Consider the following 16,233-nt stretch of genomic DNA (forward strand, 5'->3'; position numbering starts at 1 on the left):
AATATTACAAATAGTTTATTTAGCGCTCACACGCCAGATGCGGTTGCTCACATCATCGGCAACCAACAGCGAGCCATCTTTGGCAACAGCCACGCCAACCGGGCGGCCATAAACTTCTTTTTTATCCAGGTCGGCAATAAAGCCGGTCAAAAAGTCTTCCATTTTTGGGGCGAGCTTGCCGTTCACAAAAGGTATAAAGCCAACTTTGTAACCAGACAAAACCGATTTGTTCCACGACCCATGCTGACCAATAAACGCGCCGTTGTCATACTTAGCCGGGAACTTTTTGCCGGTATAGAACGCCAAGCCTAAAGATGCCGTGTGCGGGCCTAATGACAGATCGGGCGTAATGGTTTTGGCAACCATATCGGGGCGTTTTACCTCAAGCCTTGGGTCTTCGTGTTTCCCAAAGTAAGCCCATGGCCAGCCATAAAAGCCGCCTTCCTTAACGCTGGTAAAATAATCGGGCACCAGGTCATCGCCCAAATTATCACGCTCGTTAACCGCGGCGTAAAGTACACCCGTCCCCGGCTGAAAATCTATCCCCGCGGGGTTGCGTAAACCGCTGGCATAAACGCGTTCGCCGCTGCCATCGGGGTTTATCTCTAACACATCGGCGCGGCGTTTTTCAACCGCCATACCGTGCTCGGCAACGTTAGTGCCCGAGCCTACCGCCACGTAAATTTTAGTGCCGGCGGCATTGGCGCGCAAGTTACGTGTCCAGTGGTTGTTGTAGCCTCCCGCAGGCAACGATAATATCATTTTGCCCGGGGTAGTTATTTTGGTTTGCCCGGCTTTGTAATCGTATTTCCAAAGGCCATCGGTATTAGCCACGTAAAAGGAGTTACCTAATATCAGCATACCGTAGGGCTGGTTCAAGTTGCTTAAGAATACCCCGCGGGTATCGGGCACGCCATCACCATTGGTATCACGCAATATGGTTACCTGGTTGGCACTTTTACCCAGGTTTTGCGATGCGGCCGCGCCAATAATTTTGGCACCTATTTTTTTAACGCCCTTCACTTCGGTATTGGCTTCGCTTACAAAAATAGCCCCGTTAGGGGCCACATAAATATTGCGGGGGTTTTTCAGGCTATCGGCAAATAAATTAACCCCGAACCCTGCCGGGGCCACGGGCATTTTGCCTGCGGGCCATGCAATAACTTTGCAATAATTACGCACGGCTTTAGTTTCGTATGGTGCAGGCAGGTTTACCTCCTGTTTGGTGGGCGTATTTACTTCTGCCGCTTTAGAGGCGTCCACCTTTTTTTGTTTGCAGCTTGCTGCTAATAAGGTAATGCCGGCTATGCAGGCTATATAAGTTTTCATAAGTGATGTTTTGCTGGAGAATTAACCTGCCTGCACTTGCTTTTGTTTTAATAGATCAATTGTTTGTAAAGCCCTTATTACAAACAATTAACGCTAATTATCTGTCAAAAAATAATAAATTTGGATAAGCCTGTATATCAGCACCAATGCTAGCCTTTAAACGCGCGTTAATACTATCGGCGCTTGCCGCACTATTAGCCCTAAGGGTTGGGGCCCAAAGCAGCCTGGGCGACCCTGTGCTTACTGAATACTTTGGTTTTGGCGGCCCGTATTTGCCGCCTGATTATATGGACGACCCAACATCCCTCACACCCCAAATTAACCCGCCCGATGATGTCACGTATACCCTCAATGTACAATCGGCCGATAATTGCGGCGTAGGTTTTGAAGATGCGATGCACGTACGGGGTTTTAAAAAACTGGTGGTACCATCAACATTTACCCCCAATAACGACGGTTATAACGACACCTGGCATATTGATAAACTATCTACCTACCCCGAAAGTGTGCTTACGGTACTTACCCGCGAAGGGAGCGAGGTTTTCCGCACGGTTGGGGATGCCAAACAATGGAACGGAGTATTAAATGGCAAGGCGTTGCCCTGCGGAACCTACTATTACATTATCGACCTGAAGAATAATTTACCCAGGCGATTTGGCTGGGTAATACTTTTGAAATAGCCCTGCATAGCGCACCGTTAATTTAATTTGGCTGTTAAGCGCAACTTTGCTAAAAAGCTATATTTTTGATGCTACCGTTTTGTACAACAGTACGCCATGCCAGTTAATAAGCTAAAGTTTTTAATCTTCCTGGGATTTTTATTTATTAATGTGCAGGTATTTGCGCAGGTAAGTGACGGTAGCTTGGGCGACCCGGTATTTACACAAGATTTTGGTTCGGCCACCAGGGCGGCGGTAGCCTTATCAACCAATTATACTTTTACTACAAATACCTGCCCGCCCGATGGTAGCTATGCAGTTGCAAGCAGCACAAACGGGTGCTTTGGTAACAACTGGCACACGGTTACGCATGACCACACCGGCGACCCTGGCGGGTATATGATGATTGTTAATGCATCTTACAACAAAGGCGAATTTTTTAAACAGCAAATAGACGTGGGTACACTTTGTGAAAACACCAAATATGAGTTTTCTGCCTATATATTGAATTTAATTGTACCCAAGGGCGACGCCACTATTAAACCGAATATATCTTTTATAATAGAAAAGGTTGATGGTACGCTTATAAAGCAATATGATACTGGGGACATTCCGGAAAGTGCCGCACAAGATGCCTGGGTAAAATACGGTACCACTTTTACCACCAAGCCAGGCGTAACCCAGGTGGTGATACGGATAGTAAATAATGCAGATGGTGGCAATGGCAACGATCTATTGTTAGATGACATTGCTTTTAGGGCCTATGGGCCGGTTATACAGGCGGGCATAGGAGGAAATGTTAGTTTTACAAAAGACAATGTTTGCCAGAGTAACGCGGCATCATACCATTTAACATCAACACCGGCAACAGGATACAGTGATGCAAAATACCAATGGCAGCTAAGCACTAATAATGGCGATACCTGGGCGGATATAAACAATGAGACGGGCCAATCGCTCGACCGTGTTTTTCCTGCCGATGCCGTATTGGGGGCTTACCAATACCGTTTGGGTGCTGCCGAAGGAGAGAATATCAATTCCCTTAAATGCAGGGTGTACTCAAATATCGTCACTATTAGCGTTACAGCTTATCCCGTAGTAAATGGCCTTCCGTCGCAGCAACCCATATGCGAGGGCGATGCGCTCACGCTTACTGCAACAGGAGGTGCAACCTATAAATGGACGGGGCCAAACCTGCCAGAAACTTCTCAAAACCAGCTGATTATACCAAATATGACGGCAGATAAGGCTGGGACTTACCATGTAGATGTAATATCTGCCGCGGGTTGTATAACGCCTAAAAATGTAACAGTAATAGTGAATGCAAAACCCGTTATAAATGTAAGCGGCCCGCAAACTATTTGCGCGGGTATAGGCTCGTTAATAACGGCATCGGCACCAGATGCGGTTACCTATAGCTGGTTGCCTGCGGCAGGCCTGTCAGATCCTAATTCAGCCACTCCTTTCGCCAATCCTTCGGTTTCAACTTTATACACCGTTACCGTTACCAGTGCCGGTAATTGCTTTAGCACCAAAACAGTGCAGGTTGATGTTTTGCCGGTACCTATAGTTAATGCCGGCGGCGATAAAAAAATATTTGAGGGCCAATCTGTAAAACTGGATGGCAGCGCCACGGGTGATATAGCTACCTACAATTGGTCGCCGGCTGATTACCTGGACGATCCGCATTCGTTAACGCCGGTTGCCACGCCGCTGCACGATATTACGTATACCCTTACCGTAACCTCAGGCAATAATTGTGGCGAAAAGGAAGACAAGGTTTTTATAAGGGTTTACGAAAAGTTAGTTATACCATCATCATTCACCCCAAATAGCGACGGCATAAACGATATATGGAATATTGAAGCCCTGGAGACCTACGCCGATTGTGTAATTTCTGTTTATACGCGCACCGGTAAACGCGTGTACCAAAGCAGGGGCTACGGCAAACCATGGGATGGCAGGTTAAATGGCAGCCAGTTACCCGCCGATACGTACTATTATGTGATAGATCTTAAAAACGGCACGCCTAACCTTTCCGGGTGGGTGTTGCTGATGCGGTAAAAATTATTTGAAAAAATAGTTAATACCCAATTGGGCACCATAGGTGCTTATGTGATAATAAGAGTCGTGAGTAACATCGGTGACACTTAAAAATCCGGCGTTTATCTCAACTCTTTTATTGATTAGCACACCAGTTTTTAAAACTAAAGCAGGTGTTACTGTGGTAAAGGAATCGAACGGTTGTGAAGCCAGCGTGCTTGGCGTTCCGTCGGCATTCCGAAACTCTTTGCCGATGTAGGTACTAAGGGATGCCTGCAGCCCCCCGCCCATAAAAAATTTGAAATTTGGCTTGTTGTAAACGGTGAAAAGTACCTGCGGGCTAACAGATAAGGTTACCTGGTTAAATTTAAAAACCACTTCATCATATGGCGAATCTTTACTGGTGTATCCTATAGCATAACGGCCCAGGGCTAACCCTGCTTCTACCCTTAATACCACTTTTTGTATCCGTGGATTTATATAAAAGTTTAAACCGGCAAGTATTTTTGGTAAAACAGATGTAGCATCGGGCGCACCTGCAGCCTTAAAGCCTCCGTCGGTTTTATAAAAAGTTATGTTAGCCGCTACCCCGCCATAAAAGCTAAATGCTTTTGAGTCTTGTGCATAGGCTGTTATCGCTGCGTTATCGGTTTTATCATTTATGCTATTTATCACTTTAACCAGGTCCTCCTCTTTATAGTCTGTCCGCTGTATCAAGATGTTAACATCATCACTCAGTTTCTGGTTTTGTGAAGCAATAACACTTAGTTGCTTACGATACGTACGTTCATCAATATTCCTATCATTTTGCTGGTACGAACGATAGATAAGTTCCGTTGGGGCGGCATTGTCAATTGCTATAAAAAAGGGCTTTTAACACCGTCCCGGTACTCATACAAAGCCAATTTATTGCCACGGGTAAGCAATTTCAAAAAAACGGTTTTTTGCTCGAACGATGTATCCCTGTCGTTGCCGCCGGGTACATCAGCACTTACACTCCCGGTGTGGCTTTTATAAATATCAAAGCCGGTAATAGATACCAGCCTTACATTTTGGGGTGTTAAGTGTTGGCGCTGGTTATTGTTTAGGGTAGGTTTAAAATCAATTGTTTCGGGGTTTTCCTCCCATTCGCGATAATCAACGTACCCTTTTGTGGTATCGCCTTGCAACGAAATATAGTAACCGGTTTTATAGTTGCTTTGTGCCGATGCAGAGAGTGCGAAGCATATAGCGAAAATGGGAAAAAAGCACAAGTGTTTCATTAATAGTTTAGGTTTAGGGGCTTACTTTGTTTACGACAATTAGGTTCATGGGCAGATTAATTCGTATAAATGTACTGTCATTATTAATTAATGGGATTTGAAAAGTACCAGGTAAGCAATAACGCTAAATAAAAGAACAGCAAGTGTTGCTTTTGTGTAATTCGTTTTCTTTTTTACAAAGGTAGGGTTATGCATGCCATTTATTTGCGATACCATTTTAACAAGGTTTGGTTCGCGATATTCCGGGTCGTCTAAAGTGCGCTGTAATTTATCGGTTAGGCTGCCATATTTTAAGGCAAGGCTACCAAGTTGTTGCGCGTAAATATTATCGGTTTTAGTGCGCCCCTCGTTGCCGGGAAGCACATAAACCCTGTAAAGTAATTCCTGGGGTGTTGCAGTGCCTTTTTCGGTCACAAAAAAGCGTTTTTTGGTTTCATCTGTATAAGCGTAGAGCGATAAGTTTTTGCCGGCCTGCAGTTCTTCTAAAAACACCGTAGCGGTTTTAGTGGTGGTATCTTTGGCGTACAAGTGGTTCTCTTCTACCGTGGCAAGGCTTATTTGGCAGGTAAAACTTTTGTAAGTAACACGGTTATCTATTGTAAACTGTTTAATATCGGCAACGGTATATTTTTGTTGCGCATGAAGGGTATCGGCCCTAAAGGTTACCGATGTTGGGTTGGAGTCCCACTCATGCTCGCTTATAAAGCCTTTAAGGGTATCGCCTTTTAAGGTGAGTACATAACCGGGTTTAAAATTACCCTGGGCATAAGAAAGTGCGGGGAATAGCAGTAATGCTATAAGCAGCTTGTATATAAGTTTCATTAATTATGATAATTGGTGGGATGAATATATCCAAATTCCCCATCAATAACACTAAAAACTTAGTTTTAATTAAAACTTGATGAATTTATCCATCTGCTCGTTGGTGAATTTTAGGGTGTCCTCGGGGGTGATGCTGCCCTGTTCGTCCATTTCCTTACGGATAGATGGGATGTGGATCTTTAGCGGCATTACGTGCAGGTTAAGGTAATGGCAAACGCCCGTAAAATGGTCTACACCGCGGATGTTACCATACTTGCCCGATGACAAACCAACCAGCGCCACTTTTTTATCATAAAAACTTTCGGGGAAACTGCAGGCATCAACAAAAACCTTTAAAATGCCGGGGAAGCTGCCGTTGTATTCGGGTATCACAAATAAAAACTTTTCGGTAGCGGTAATTATCTTCTGGATCTCGCCAAAGGCTTCGCTGCGTTTGCCGTACAGGTCGGTTTCTATCAGGTTTGGCGGCAGTTGGGCCAGCGATAGCAAGGTAGTTTCCAGACCCTTTGCTGCAAGTTGCTTATGGTAGTATTGGGCAAGCTTTAAGGTTGAACTCCCGGCGCGGTTTGTTGATGCTATGATGGTGACCATGGTGTGTTTGGTGAATGATGAGTAGTGAATAAAGAGTAGTTAATGTAGGATAAGATAGCTATAAAAGCAACCATTCACCACGCTCTACTCACCAACCATCAACGCACAAATATGTTTGTAAGTTGGCAAAACTGTTAATTTCTCAATTGTTTAAATCCGTATCTTTAACGGCGGATAAAAAAACAGTACAAACATAGAAATTTATGTGCCTGTTTTTCGTTCGTAATATACCACAGACTTAATTTTTTAGAGATATATAATGGGTAAAATTATTGCTTTAGCTAACCAAAAAGGTGGCGTTGGTAAAACTACATCATCTATAAACCTTGCCGCAAGTTTAGCAGTGCTGGAATACAGGACTTTACTATTAGATGCCGACCCGCAGGCTAACTCAACATCGGGTATCGGTTTCGACCCGCGCAATATCAAAAATAGCATTTACGAGTGCATTATTAACGATGTTGACCCCCGCGAAGCTATCCAGAAAACAGAAACACCAAACCTCGACCTTTTGCCAGCGCATATTGATTTGGTTGGTGCCGAGATAGAAATGATAAACCTGCCAAACCGCGAGTATAAAATGAAAGCGGTTTTAGAAAGCATCCGCGACGATTACGATTTTATCATCATAGACTGCTCTCCGTCGTTAGGTTTAATTACCATAAACGCCCTTACCGCTGCAGATTCGGTTATTATCCCGGTACAGTGCGAGTACTTCGCGTTAGAGGGTTTGGGCAAATTGCTGAACACTATCAAAATTGTACAATCGCGCCTGAACACCACCTTGCAGATAGAAGGTATTTTATTAACGATGTACGATGTGCGCCTGCGCTTATCTAACCAGGTGGTTGATGAGGTGCGCACCCACTTTGAAGATATGGTGTTTGATACCATTATACAGCGTAACACCCGCTTAAGCGAGGCGCCAAGCTTTGGTATATCCGTAATTATGCACGATGCAAACTGTAAAGGTGCTGTTAACTATCTAAACCTTGCCCGCGAGATCATCCGTAAGAATGGCCTGGTTAGTAACGAGGAACTGGCAACTACCGTAACAGCTTAACAATAACAATGAGTACAGAAAAAAGAAACGCCTTGGGAAAAGGTTTAAGCGCCCTGCTAAACGATTCCCCAAGCGTAAATCAAAATAAGAACAGTTATTCCAACCCATCAAACCCGGTATCAGAAACAGATAGCCTGGGGTCGGTGAACGAGATCAAGATAAGCGAGATAGAGGTTAACCCTTTCCAGCCCCGTACCGAGTTTGATGAGCAGGCCCTTGCCGATCTATCGGCTTCGATAAAATTACAGGGCTTGATCCAGCCTATTACCGTAAGGCGTGTTAATTCGCATTCGTACCAGTTAATATCGGGCGAACGCAGGTTACGTGCATCAAAAATGGCGGGCCTTACCCAGATCCCGGCATACGTACGTACCGCCAATGACCAGCAAATGCTGGAAATGGCGTTGATAGAGAACATCCAGCGCGAAAACCTGAATGCTATTGAGGTAGCACTGAGCTTTCAGCGGATGATTGATGAGTGCAGCCTTAAACAGGAAGAACTTGGCGATCGCGTAAGCAAAAACCGCTCTACCGTTACCAACTATCTAAGGCTTTTAAAATTGCCGCCAACCATCCAGGCGTCAATCCGCGATGGTGGCATCAGTATGGGCCATGCAAAGGCTTTGCTGGCTGTTGATGACCCAACTGTTCAGATTTATATTTTCCAGCAGGTTATCAAAAATGAGCTGTCGGTACGTAAGGTTGAGGAGATGGTGCGCGAGATCCAAAAAGCGCCGCAAAAGAAAGAAGGCAAACAGCCGGAAACGCTTACTTATCAGCTACAAAAAGTACAGGACGACCTTGCTTCAAAGTTTAGCACCAGGGTTAAACTAAAAGTTAACGCCCAAGGCAATGGAAGTATCGAAATTCCGTTCTTATCCGAAGACGACCTGGGCCGTATACTTGAAATGCTGGATTGGTAAACACATGCTGAAGAAACTTTTAACTACTGTATTATTTTTAGGGTTTGCCTTTTTTGCAATGGGCCAAAACCCCGATACAACCGCGAAAGCTAAAAAGGATACTACCGTTGTTAAAAAGGTTGATACGGTAAGGAGAACTTCCTTTGCCCCGCCAATAAAAAAAGAAAAAGAGTACCACCCCGATAGTACGCACAGCCCAAGCCTGGCTGTAAAGCGCTCGCTTATTATCCCCGGATGGGGGCAATATTATAATCGCGAATTATGGTATTTAAAAGTGCCTGCTATTTACGCCGGCCTTGGCTTATTGGGTAACGCAATTATTGTGAACCAAAAAAATTACACGATTTTTGTGGCGCTTGCAAAAATAACGCGGACAGGCGGCGTGCCTGTGCCCGGAGACAGGCTTTATGATTCGTACATTAAATACAAACGCGAGTACGACCTTTATGTGGTAAACTACGGCGCATCAAACACCGATCTTGAAAGCGCGGCAAACGGCTACCAGCGTAACTTTCAGATAAGTATACTGGGTGTTATAGCCGTTTGGGGCATACAGGCGGTAGAGGCTTACATCACCGCTAAATTTATTAATGCTTATACGGTAGATAATAACCTTTCTTTTAAAGTTACCCCAACCTTAATGGGGCAGCCTGTTTATGCAGCGTCGAATTTTAACAGTACATTTATGCCGGGATTAAGATTAACCCTAACGCTTTAATAATTTAAAGCATAAAGTTTAATACATTACGGATGAAAATTGCATTGTTAGGTTACGGTAAAATGGGTAAGATAATCGAAAAGATTGCCCATGACCGCAAACACGAAATTGTACTTAAAATAGATAACAATAACCTTGATGAGCTAACTACCGAAAACCTGCAAAAGGCGGATGTGGCTATTGAGTTTAGTACCCCGGCTACCGTGTTGGGCAATATCGAAAGTTGCTTTAAGGCAGGCGTACCCATAGTTGTGGGCACCACCGGCTGGCACCACGAAATGGAGCAGATCAAAGAACAGTGCGAATACCAAAAAGCATCCTTTATTTATGCAACCAACTTTAGCGTTGGCGTAAATGTGTTCTTCCACGTAAATAAGATCCTGGCTAAGCTGATGAATAACTACCCTTACTACGATGTACAGGTAGAAGAGATCCATCACACCCAAAAGCTCGATTCGCCAAGCGGAACGGCTATTACCATTGCCGAGGGTATTATTGATAACCTGGACAGTAAAAAAGGCTGGAAAAATGTTGTGATCAGCGATGAAAAACCTGACGACGAAACAATTGCCGCTAACGACTTGCTTATTGAATCGTTACGGATAGAGAACGTGCCCGGTACCCACACCGTTATTTACGATTCTGAAATAGATACCATAGAGTTTAAACATACCGCTCATAACCGTAACGGCTTTGCCTTAGGCGCCGTGCTGGCTGCCGAATGGATCAAGGATAAAAAAGGTTTTTATTCTGTTGAGGATATGTTTGATTTTAATAACTAATTCACTACCCAATAATTAAATAATGAACTGGAAATTTTGGAATAACAATAAATCAAAGGATAAGAAAAAAAAGAGCGCGGGCCGCGAATGGGCAGATGCGATAATTTTTGCGGTTATTGCCGCTACGCTGATCCGTACATTGTTTATTGAAGCGTACACCATACCTACACCATCAATGGAGCGCTCGCTGTTGGTAGGCGACTTTTTGTTTGTGAGCAAAGTTAACTACGGCGCCCGCACACCAATAACGCCTGTTGCATTCCCGTTTGCGCACCACACCATGCCTATATTAGGCACAAAAGCATACTGGGATGGCATTAAATTACCATACTACCGTTTGCCGGGTTTAAGCGAAGTTAAAAAGGGTGATGTGGTGGTATTCAATTACCCTATGGAGGCCGACTCGCCATACTTTAGGCCTGTTGATAAACGCGAAAATTATATTAAACGTTGCCAGGGTGCCCCCGGCGATACCTTAAGCCTGATAAATGCGCAGGTGTATATAAACAGTAAGGCTGCACCAAACCCTCCGGGCGAGCAAACAGATTACGCCGTTACTACAAATGGGATGGATCTAAACCCGCAGATCCTGGCCGACCTGAATGTGTCTTATTACGACCCAAGCCAACCGACCCCAACCATGACCAAGGATGCGGCAGCCAAATTAAAAACATACTCCAACGTAAAATCTATCACGCCAAACTACAAGCAACCAGGCATGGCAGATCCGTTTAACCCGGTTTTCCCGGCGGGGTATCCAAAATATAAACTAAGCCCGTTGAATAAAGATTTTGACTGGAATGTAGATAACTACGGCCCTATCATTATCCCTAAAAAAGGCTGGACAGTTAAATTAGACAGCTTAACCCTGCCTATATACGGCCGCGCTATTGAGGTTTACGAAGGTAATAAATTAGAGATCCAACACGGTAACGGTAAGATCCTGATCAACGGTAAAGAGACCACTACCTACACCTTTAAAATGAATTATTACTGGATGATGGGTGATAACCGCCACGACTCGTTAGATTCGCGCTACTGGGGTTTTGTACCCGAAGACCACATAGTGGGTAAAGCCCTTTTTGTGTGGATGAGCTGGGATGATAACGCCTCGTTCTTCGGCAAGATTCGCTGGAGCCGGTTGTTAAGGGGTATCCACTAACCCCTGTTATGATATTGAAAGCCCTCCCAACTATAGTCGGGAGGGCTTTTTGCGTTTGTGACAAATAATAAAAACCATGTCGCTACGCTCTTCGCAATGACATATTTTACTATTTACTCCCCATCATACTTCAATCCCACTTGTTTCCTTGCTTTATCTATCATCGCTATCATCTGGCGGGACATTTCATGGGAGATGATCGGGCTTTCGGTTTTGCCGGCTTGCATCAGGTCAACAAAGTGTTGTATCTCGTAATTCAATCCACCTGCGGTGAAGGGTTCGTCAATTTCTACTACGCGCCCGTCCAGGTAACTGATGGTAGCCTTTGCCGGGTTCCACCAGTTTTTGTGGATGGTGACGTAGCCGATGGTGCCGCAAATTAGTGCGTCGCCTTTACCATGCAGATCGAACCCGCCGTAAAGTTGGGCATACCCATTCTTGTGTTTGGTTTGGAAAATGCTGAACATATCTATCTCCATCCCGCTGAAGCGGCCCATGGCTTGTACCTCTTCTGTTTTGCCAAGCCAGTCTACGGCCAGGAAAGCTTCGTAAATACCGATCTGCATTAAAGCGCCGCCTGCTAACGCGAGACTAAAATTTGGATGGTCCCTGCTGATATCAGCGACTGATGAGCCTGCCCTTACATACCCCACCGGGCCAATAGGGTCTTCAACTAAATATTCTTTGAGTTTTTGGTATAACGGGTAGAAGGGCGGTTTCATCCCTTCCATAAATAACAGGCCGCTTGCTTTTGCAACGGTTAATACTTCTTCTAACTGGGGTAGGTTTAAGGTAGCCGGTTTCTCGCATAATACATGCTTTCCGGCGTTTAATGCTTTAATACTGTAACCGGCGTGGGTATCGGGCAGGGTGGCAATATAAACCGCGTCTATATCGGCCGCTAAAAGCTCTTCCGCGCTGCTGCAGGCCTCGCCTCCGTACTGCGCTACAAATGCATCAACCGTTTCCGGCCTGCGCGAGTAGGAAGCCGCAAGCACGTTGCCGGGCAAGGCGTTTAAACCCTGCATAAACCTGTGCGCTATGCGCCCGCAGCCGATGATACCCCATTTTACTGGAGAATAGTGAGTGGTGAGTGGAGAATGGTTGGGCATGCTTGTATTTTAAAGGGCAATATATATTAAAAAATGGTGAGTAGTTCATCGTAAATTATACGCCATGAACCACTCACCACCCTCTATTCACCACTTAATCTCTATTGATACTGTATATACAAAGGATAAGGGCTGTACCTTGTTATTACCTCTGTTGGGGTTAGCATATGGTGAGGTGCTTTCTTGATGTCGTTTTTGTAAAACAATTTAAACCCTGTGAATTGTACCGGCTCCTGGTTAATAAAGTAGCGGTAAGTACCGGTCTTCAAATCAGGTTCGCCCCAGCCATCCATATCCATTACTACCTGTACTTCGGGGCGTAATTTAATGTTTTTGTAGTTGGTTACCATCTTTTTAGTAAAACGGTGAACAACCAATATTTTTGGAGGCAGGCCATTCTTTTTAACAATGTTAGCCAAATAACCGGTTACGTAATTAATATCGGCAGCATCATAAGTGCCAATTTTTTTACCCGGCTTGCTGCCGTCTTTCATAGAAAACTCAGGGTCCATACCAAAATGTACTTGTGGCATTTTTAAGTATTTTTCAAATAAAGGCAACTCGGCCTGTATATTACTTAAGGCTACCTGCACATCTAAAAAAACAATGGCATGTGCTTTTTTAGCCAGTACCAAAATACTATCAATTTGTTTAAAAGGCATGCGGTAACGGTATTTACCATCTTTACCACCATCGCCCTGGGCAACAACTGCAATGTAGTGTAAGGCAGGTTGTACAGGTGTTTTAGGGTCTGCTTTTTCCCATGCTTTAACTTCGCCTTTTAGTTTGGCAAGCATTTCCTTTGGCGGCAATTCGCCCAGGATGCCCATTCTTTTAGAGTATAGGTTGCCGTAAAAAGATACCACGCGTTTAAATGGCAAAATGGCACCACCTAATGGGTAAGGCTGGTTTTTAACCGGCCAGCGGCCGCTGGTATCGGTATGGGCGTTAAATTTTAATAAAGAGTCGTATTTGGCTTTATCAATTGGCGGGTAGCTCGATTTTAAAACACCTAAAGTGTCGGCTTCTTCGCCTTTGGCTTTCACGGTGGTGTCGGCCTTTTTATCGGCTGTTTTGCTGCCGCCGCTTTGGCTGCAGCTGCTAAGCAATGCAACAGAACATACCGCTATTAATGCCGGTACAAATACGCTTTTGAATTTCATAAGTAATGGGTAGTTTGATTGTTTGCCGACCGTTTGGCCTGGTTAAATATAGTGCTTGTAAAGATAAAACTTATAGGTGTATTAGCTTTTATTTTTATAAAATTTACCAAACACGCCTAACGGTAGTTTGAGGCCTGCCGTGGCGTGTAAATACAGCTCGCCTATTTCTAAATTCTCTACTGCAGGATATGCACTTTTGATCAGGTTCTCTATGATGACCGATGAAAACCCAAGCGAGTAGGTGTTCAGGATCAGGAAGTGTTCTTCGGGGTCAAGCAATTGCATTACATCGCTCATCATCTCGTTGATGTTATCTTCCAGTTTCCATTTTTCGCCGTTGGGGCCGTTACCGTACGCAGGTGGGTCCAGGATGATGCCGTTATAGGTTTTGCCGCGTTTAACTTCGCGCTTTACAAACTTCAGGGCATCTTCCACCATCCAGCGGATGTCTTTTAATCCCGAAAGCTCCTGGTTCTCATTTGCCCAGGTAACCACCTGTTTTATCGAATCTACGTGGGTGGTATCGGCACCTGCCGCGCGGGCAATTAACGATGCACCACCGGTGTAGGCGAACAGGTTAAGCACCTTTGGAGTTGGCGTTTTAAATTTTTTGATATTGTCTGAAATGTAGTCCCAGTTCACGGCCTGCTCCGGGAAGATCCCCAGGTGTTTAAATGAGGTTAAACCCAGGCGGAATTTGATAGCAACATCGTTGTTTTTGTATTCCACGTGCCAGCGGTCGGCGGTTTTTGGGTCTTTCTTTACCCAGTCGCCTGCGGTTGCGCTGCGGCCTTTAAATTTAATATGGTGCAGGTGCTGCCATTCGGCGGGGCTGAGGGCTTTGCTCCACACAGCCTGCGGCTCGGGGCGTATCAGTATAGTATTGCCAAACCTTTCCAGTTTTTCAAAGTCGCCGCAATCTATCAGCTCGTAATCTTTCCAGTGGGTTGGGGTAAGCAGTTGGATCATGTTTTAAGTGGTCCGAAAGTCGGAAAGACCGAAAGTCCGGAAGTGTTTTTATTGTGAATTAATAAGATGCTGCAAATTTAGACAATCTTATTGATTTTGTTCTTCTTTCCAACTTTACGGACATCGGACTTACCGACTTAACTACAATTTCTCTTTCGCTGCCTGCATAAATTTACTGGCGAATACAAAGTCGTTAAGTTCTTGATTATCGGTATGTGCAATATCTTTATTAGAGCCTTCCCACCATTTTTGGCCCTGGTGAAGGAAAATGATATGGTCGCCAATACCCATTACCGAGTTCATATCGTGCGTTACAATAACGGTAGTCATGTTATACTCGGCAGTAAGATCGTTGATCAGGTCATCTATCAGGATAGATGTTTTTGGGTCGAGGCCGGAGTTTGGCTCATCTACAAATAAAAACTTTGGCTGCATGGATATGGCGCGGGCAATACCCACACGCTTTTTCATACCGCCCGATAGTTCTGCCGGGTAAAGTTTGTTCTTATCTTTAAGGTTTACACGCTCCAGGCAAAAGTTAGCGCGGTCCTGCTTCTCTGCCTTCGATTGCTGGGTGAATAGGTTTAGCGGGAACATGATGTTCTCTTCAACCGTCATGCTATCAAACAAAGCCGAGTTTTGGAACAACATCCCAATTTGCGTACGGATAGGTACGCGGGCGATAAAATCCATCTCGGTAAAATTCTCATCCTCAAAAAACACCTGGCCTTTGGTAGGTTCGTGCAAGCCCACGATACATTTTAGCAAAGTAGTTTTACCGGAACCCGAGCCACCGATAATAAGGTTGTTTTTCCCGGTTTGAAAAGTAGCGCTGATGCCTTTAAGCACCTCGTTATCGCCAAAGGTTTTATAAATATCTTTGATCTCGATCATAACATTAAACTGGTGATCATAAGGTCGGCAAATAAGATCCACACACAACTAAAAACCACACCACGTGTAGCCGACTGGCCAACCTCGAGTGCGCCGCCTGTTGTGTAAAACCCCTGGTAAGAACATATAGAAGCGATAAGAAAGCCAAATACAAAGGCTTTAACCAATGCAACACGAATGGTAAGGCCATCAAAGCCATCATGAACACCCATCAGGTAATCTGCAGGGGTAATGCTGCCGGTAACCAAACAAGCGATGTAACCGCCTGTAATACCTAATGCTATTGATACGATAACCAACAAGGGCACCATAGTGATAGAAGCTAAGATCTTAGGCGCTATTAAATAGCCCGGCGCGTTAACACCCATAATTTCCAAGGCGTCAATTTGCTCGGTAACACGCATGGTGCCAATGTTTGATGCAAAGTTTGAGCCCACACGGCCTGCCAATACCAATGATGATATGGTTGGGCTAAACTCCAGAATGTTGGAGTCGCGCGAGATGCTGCCGGCAATACTGCGGGGCACCAAAGGGCTTGAAAGCTGGAAGGCCACCTGGATGGTGGTAGCGGCACCGATAAATACCGATATAATACTGATGATACCCAACGAGCCGATGCCCACTGATACCATTTCGCGCATTACCTCGGCCCAATAAACCTTAAATTTCTCGGGTTTTTTAAAACTTAAACCCAGCAATATTATATATTTTCCTAAGCTTTGAAACATTTGTGATCGTAGA

General features: G+C 44.7%; 17 protein-coding genes. 7 read left to right on the forward strand and 10 right to left on the reverse strand.

Annotated elements, in window-relative coordinates:
• Positions 1–15: 15 nt before the first annotated feature.
• A complete protein-coding gene (locus RHM67_RS04610; RefSeq protein ID WP_322230941.1) occupies positions 16–1,329 on the reverse strand; it encodes a sorbosone dehydrogenase family protein in 1,314 nt (437 codons plus the stop codon).
• A gap of 146 nt (positions 1,330–1,475) precedes the next feature.
• Between RHM67_RS04610 and RHM67_RS04615 the strand changes: the two genes are divergently transcribed.
• Together RHM67_RS04615 and RHM67_RS04620 are read left to right on the forward strand one after the other, a co-directional pair.
• Positions 1,476–2,009 (forward strand): gliding motility-associated C-terminal domain-containing protein, encoded by a 534-nt coding sequence (locus RHM67_RS04615; protein ID WP_322230942.1) that lies wholly within the window; start codon positions 1,476–1,478, stop codon positions 2,007–2,009.
• Positions 2,010–2,105: 96 nt separating this feature from the next.
• The gene (locus RHM67_RS04620; RefSeq protein ID WP_322230943.1) at positions 2,106–4,052 is read left to right on the forward strand and encodes a gliding motility-associated C-terminal domain-containing protein; all 1,947 of its coding nucleotides are present in this window, start codon (positions 2,106–2,108) and stop codon (positions 4,050–4,052) included.
• 3 nt (positions 4,053–4,055) lie between these two features.
• Here RHM67_RS04620 and RHM67_RS04625 read toward each other — a convergent pair whose 3' ends face one another.
• The 4 genes from RHM67_RS04625 to RHM67_RS04640 all read right to left on the reverse strand — a co-directional run bounded on the left by RHM67_RS04625 (position 4,056) and on the right by RHM67_RS04640 (position 6,706).
• On the reverse strand, positions 4,056–4,748 hold the full coding sequence (locus RHM67_RS04625) for a hypothetical protein (protein ID WP_322230944.1): 693 nt from the start codon (positions 4,746–4,748) through the stop codon (positions 4,056–4,058).
• Positions 4,749–4,888: 140 nt separating this feature from the next.
• Positions 4,889–5,293 carry a hypothetical protein gene (locus tag RHM67_RS04630; protein WP_322230945.1) on the reverse strand — a complete coding sequence of 135 codons (405 nt, stop codon included), beginning with the start codon at positions 5,291–5,293 and terminating at the stop codon, positions 4,889–4,891.
• An 87-nt stretch (positions 5,294–5,380) separates the two neighbouring features.
• Complete coding sequence (locus RHM67_RS04635; RefSeq protein WP_322230946.1) at positions 5,381–6,115, reverse strand: hypothetical protein; 735 nt, start codon at positions 6,113–6,115, stop codon at positions 5,381–5,383.
• A 69-nt stretch (positions 6,116–6,184) separates the two neighbouring features.
• Positions 6,185–6,706, reverse strand: a complete 522-nt coding sequence (locus tag RHM67_RS04640; protein WP_322230947.1) for an NAD(P)H-dependent oxidoreductase — start codon at positions 6,704–6,706, stop codon at positions 6,185–6,187.
• A gap of 259 nt (positions 6,707–6,965) precedes the next feature.
• Here RHM67_RS04640 and RHM67_RS04645 point away from each other — a divergent pair, with 259 nt between their 5' ends.
• From RHM67_RS04645 to lepB, 5 genes are read left to right on the forward strand one after another with little or no spacing between them, the layout of a single operon-like run.
• The gene (locus tag RHM67_RS04645; RefSeq protein WP_322230948.1) at positions 6,966–7,769 is read left to right on the forward strand and encodes an AAA family ATPase; all 804 of its coding nucleotides are present in this window, start codon (positions 6,966–6,968) and stop codon (positions 7,767–7,769) included.
• Between the two features lie 8 nt (positions 7,770–7,777).
• Positions 7,778–8,692 (forward strand): ParB/RepB/Spo0J family partition protein, encoded by a 915-nt coding sequence (locus RHM67_RS04650; protein ID WP_322230949.1) that lies wholly within the window; start codon positions 7,778–7,780, stop codon positions 8,690–8,692.
• A gap of 4 nt (positions 8,693–8,696) precedes the next feature.
• Positions 8,697–9,410 (forward strand): DUF5683 domain-containing protein, encoded by a 714-nt coding sequence (locus tag RHM67_RS04655; RefSeq protein WP_322230951.1) that lies wholly within the window; start codon positions 8,697–8,699, stop codon positions 9,408–9,410.
• 32 nt (positions 9,411–9,442) lie between these two features.
• Positions 9,443–10,192, forward strand: coding sequence for a 4-hydroxy-tetrahydrodipicolinate reductase (gene dapB / locus RHM67_RS04660; RefSeq protein WP_322230952.1), 750 nt, complete (start codon positions 9,443–9,445; stop codon positions 10,190–10,192).
• 22 nt (positions 10,193–10,214) lie between these two features.
• Positions 10,215–11,354 carry a signal peptidase I gene (gene lepB / locus RHM67_RS04665; protein ID WP_322230953.1) on the forward strand — a complete coding sequence of 380 codons (1,140 nt, stop codon included), beginning with the start codon at positions 10,215–10,217 and terminating at the stop codon, positions 11,352–11,354.
• A gap of 113 nt (positions 11,355–11,467) precedes the next feature.
• Here the strand turns inward: lepB and RHM67_RS04670 are convergent, their stop codons facing one another.
• The 5 genes from RHM67_RS04670 to RHM67_RS04690 form a co-directional block, all read right to left on the reverse strand.
• A complete protein-coding gene (locus RHM67_RS04670) occupies positions 11,468–12,466 on the reverse strand; it encodes a Gfo/Idh/MocA family oxidoreductase (RefSeq protein ID WP_322230954.1) in 999 nt (332 codons plus the stop codon).
• A 101-nt stretch (positions 12,467–12,567) separates the two neighbouring features.
• Positions 12,568–13,629, reverse strand: a complete 1,062-nt coding sequence (locus RHM67_RS04675; RefSeq protein ID WP_322230955.1) for a hypothetical protein — start codon at positions 13,627–13,629, stop codon at positions 12,568–12,570.
• An 81-nt stretch (positions 13,630–13,710) separates the two neighbouring features.
• Positions 13,711–14,598: a class I SAM-dependent methyltransferase gene (locus RHM67_RS04680; RefSeq protein ID WP_322230956.1), complete on the reverse strand. Its 888-nt coding sequence runs from the start codon at positions 14,596–14,598 to the stop codon at positions 13,711–13,713.
• 141 nt (positions 14,599–14,739) lie between these two features.
• Positions 14,740–15,492, reverse strand: a complete 753-nt coding sequence (locus RHM67_RS04685; protein ID WP_322230957.1) for an ABC transporter ATP-binding protein — start codon at positions 15,490–15,492, stop codon at positions 14,740–14,742.
• Positions 15,489–16,220: an ABC transporter permease gene (locus RHM67_RS04690; RefSeq protein WP_322230959.1), complete on the reverse strand. Its 732-nt coding sequence runs from the start codon at positions 16,218–16,220 to the stop codon at positions 15,489–15,491. Before RHM67_RS04690 ends, RHM67_RS04685 begins: the two co-directional genes overlap by 4 nt.
• Positions 16,221–16,233 lie beyond the last annotated feature (13 nt).

The organism is Mucilaginibacter sp. 5C4, assembly GCF_034345625.1.
GTDB classification, from domain to species: Bacteria; Bacteroidota; Bacteroidia; order Sphingobacteriales; family Sphingobacteriaceae; genus Mucilaginibacter; species Mucilaginibacter aurantiaciroseus.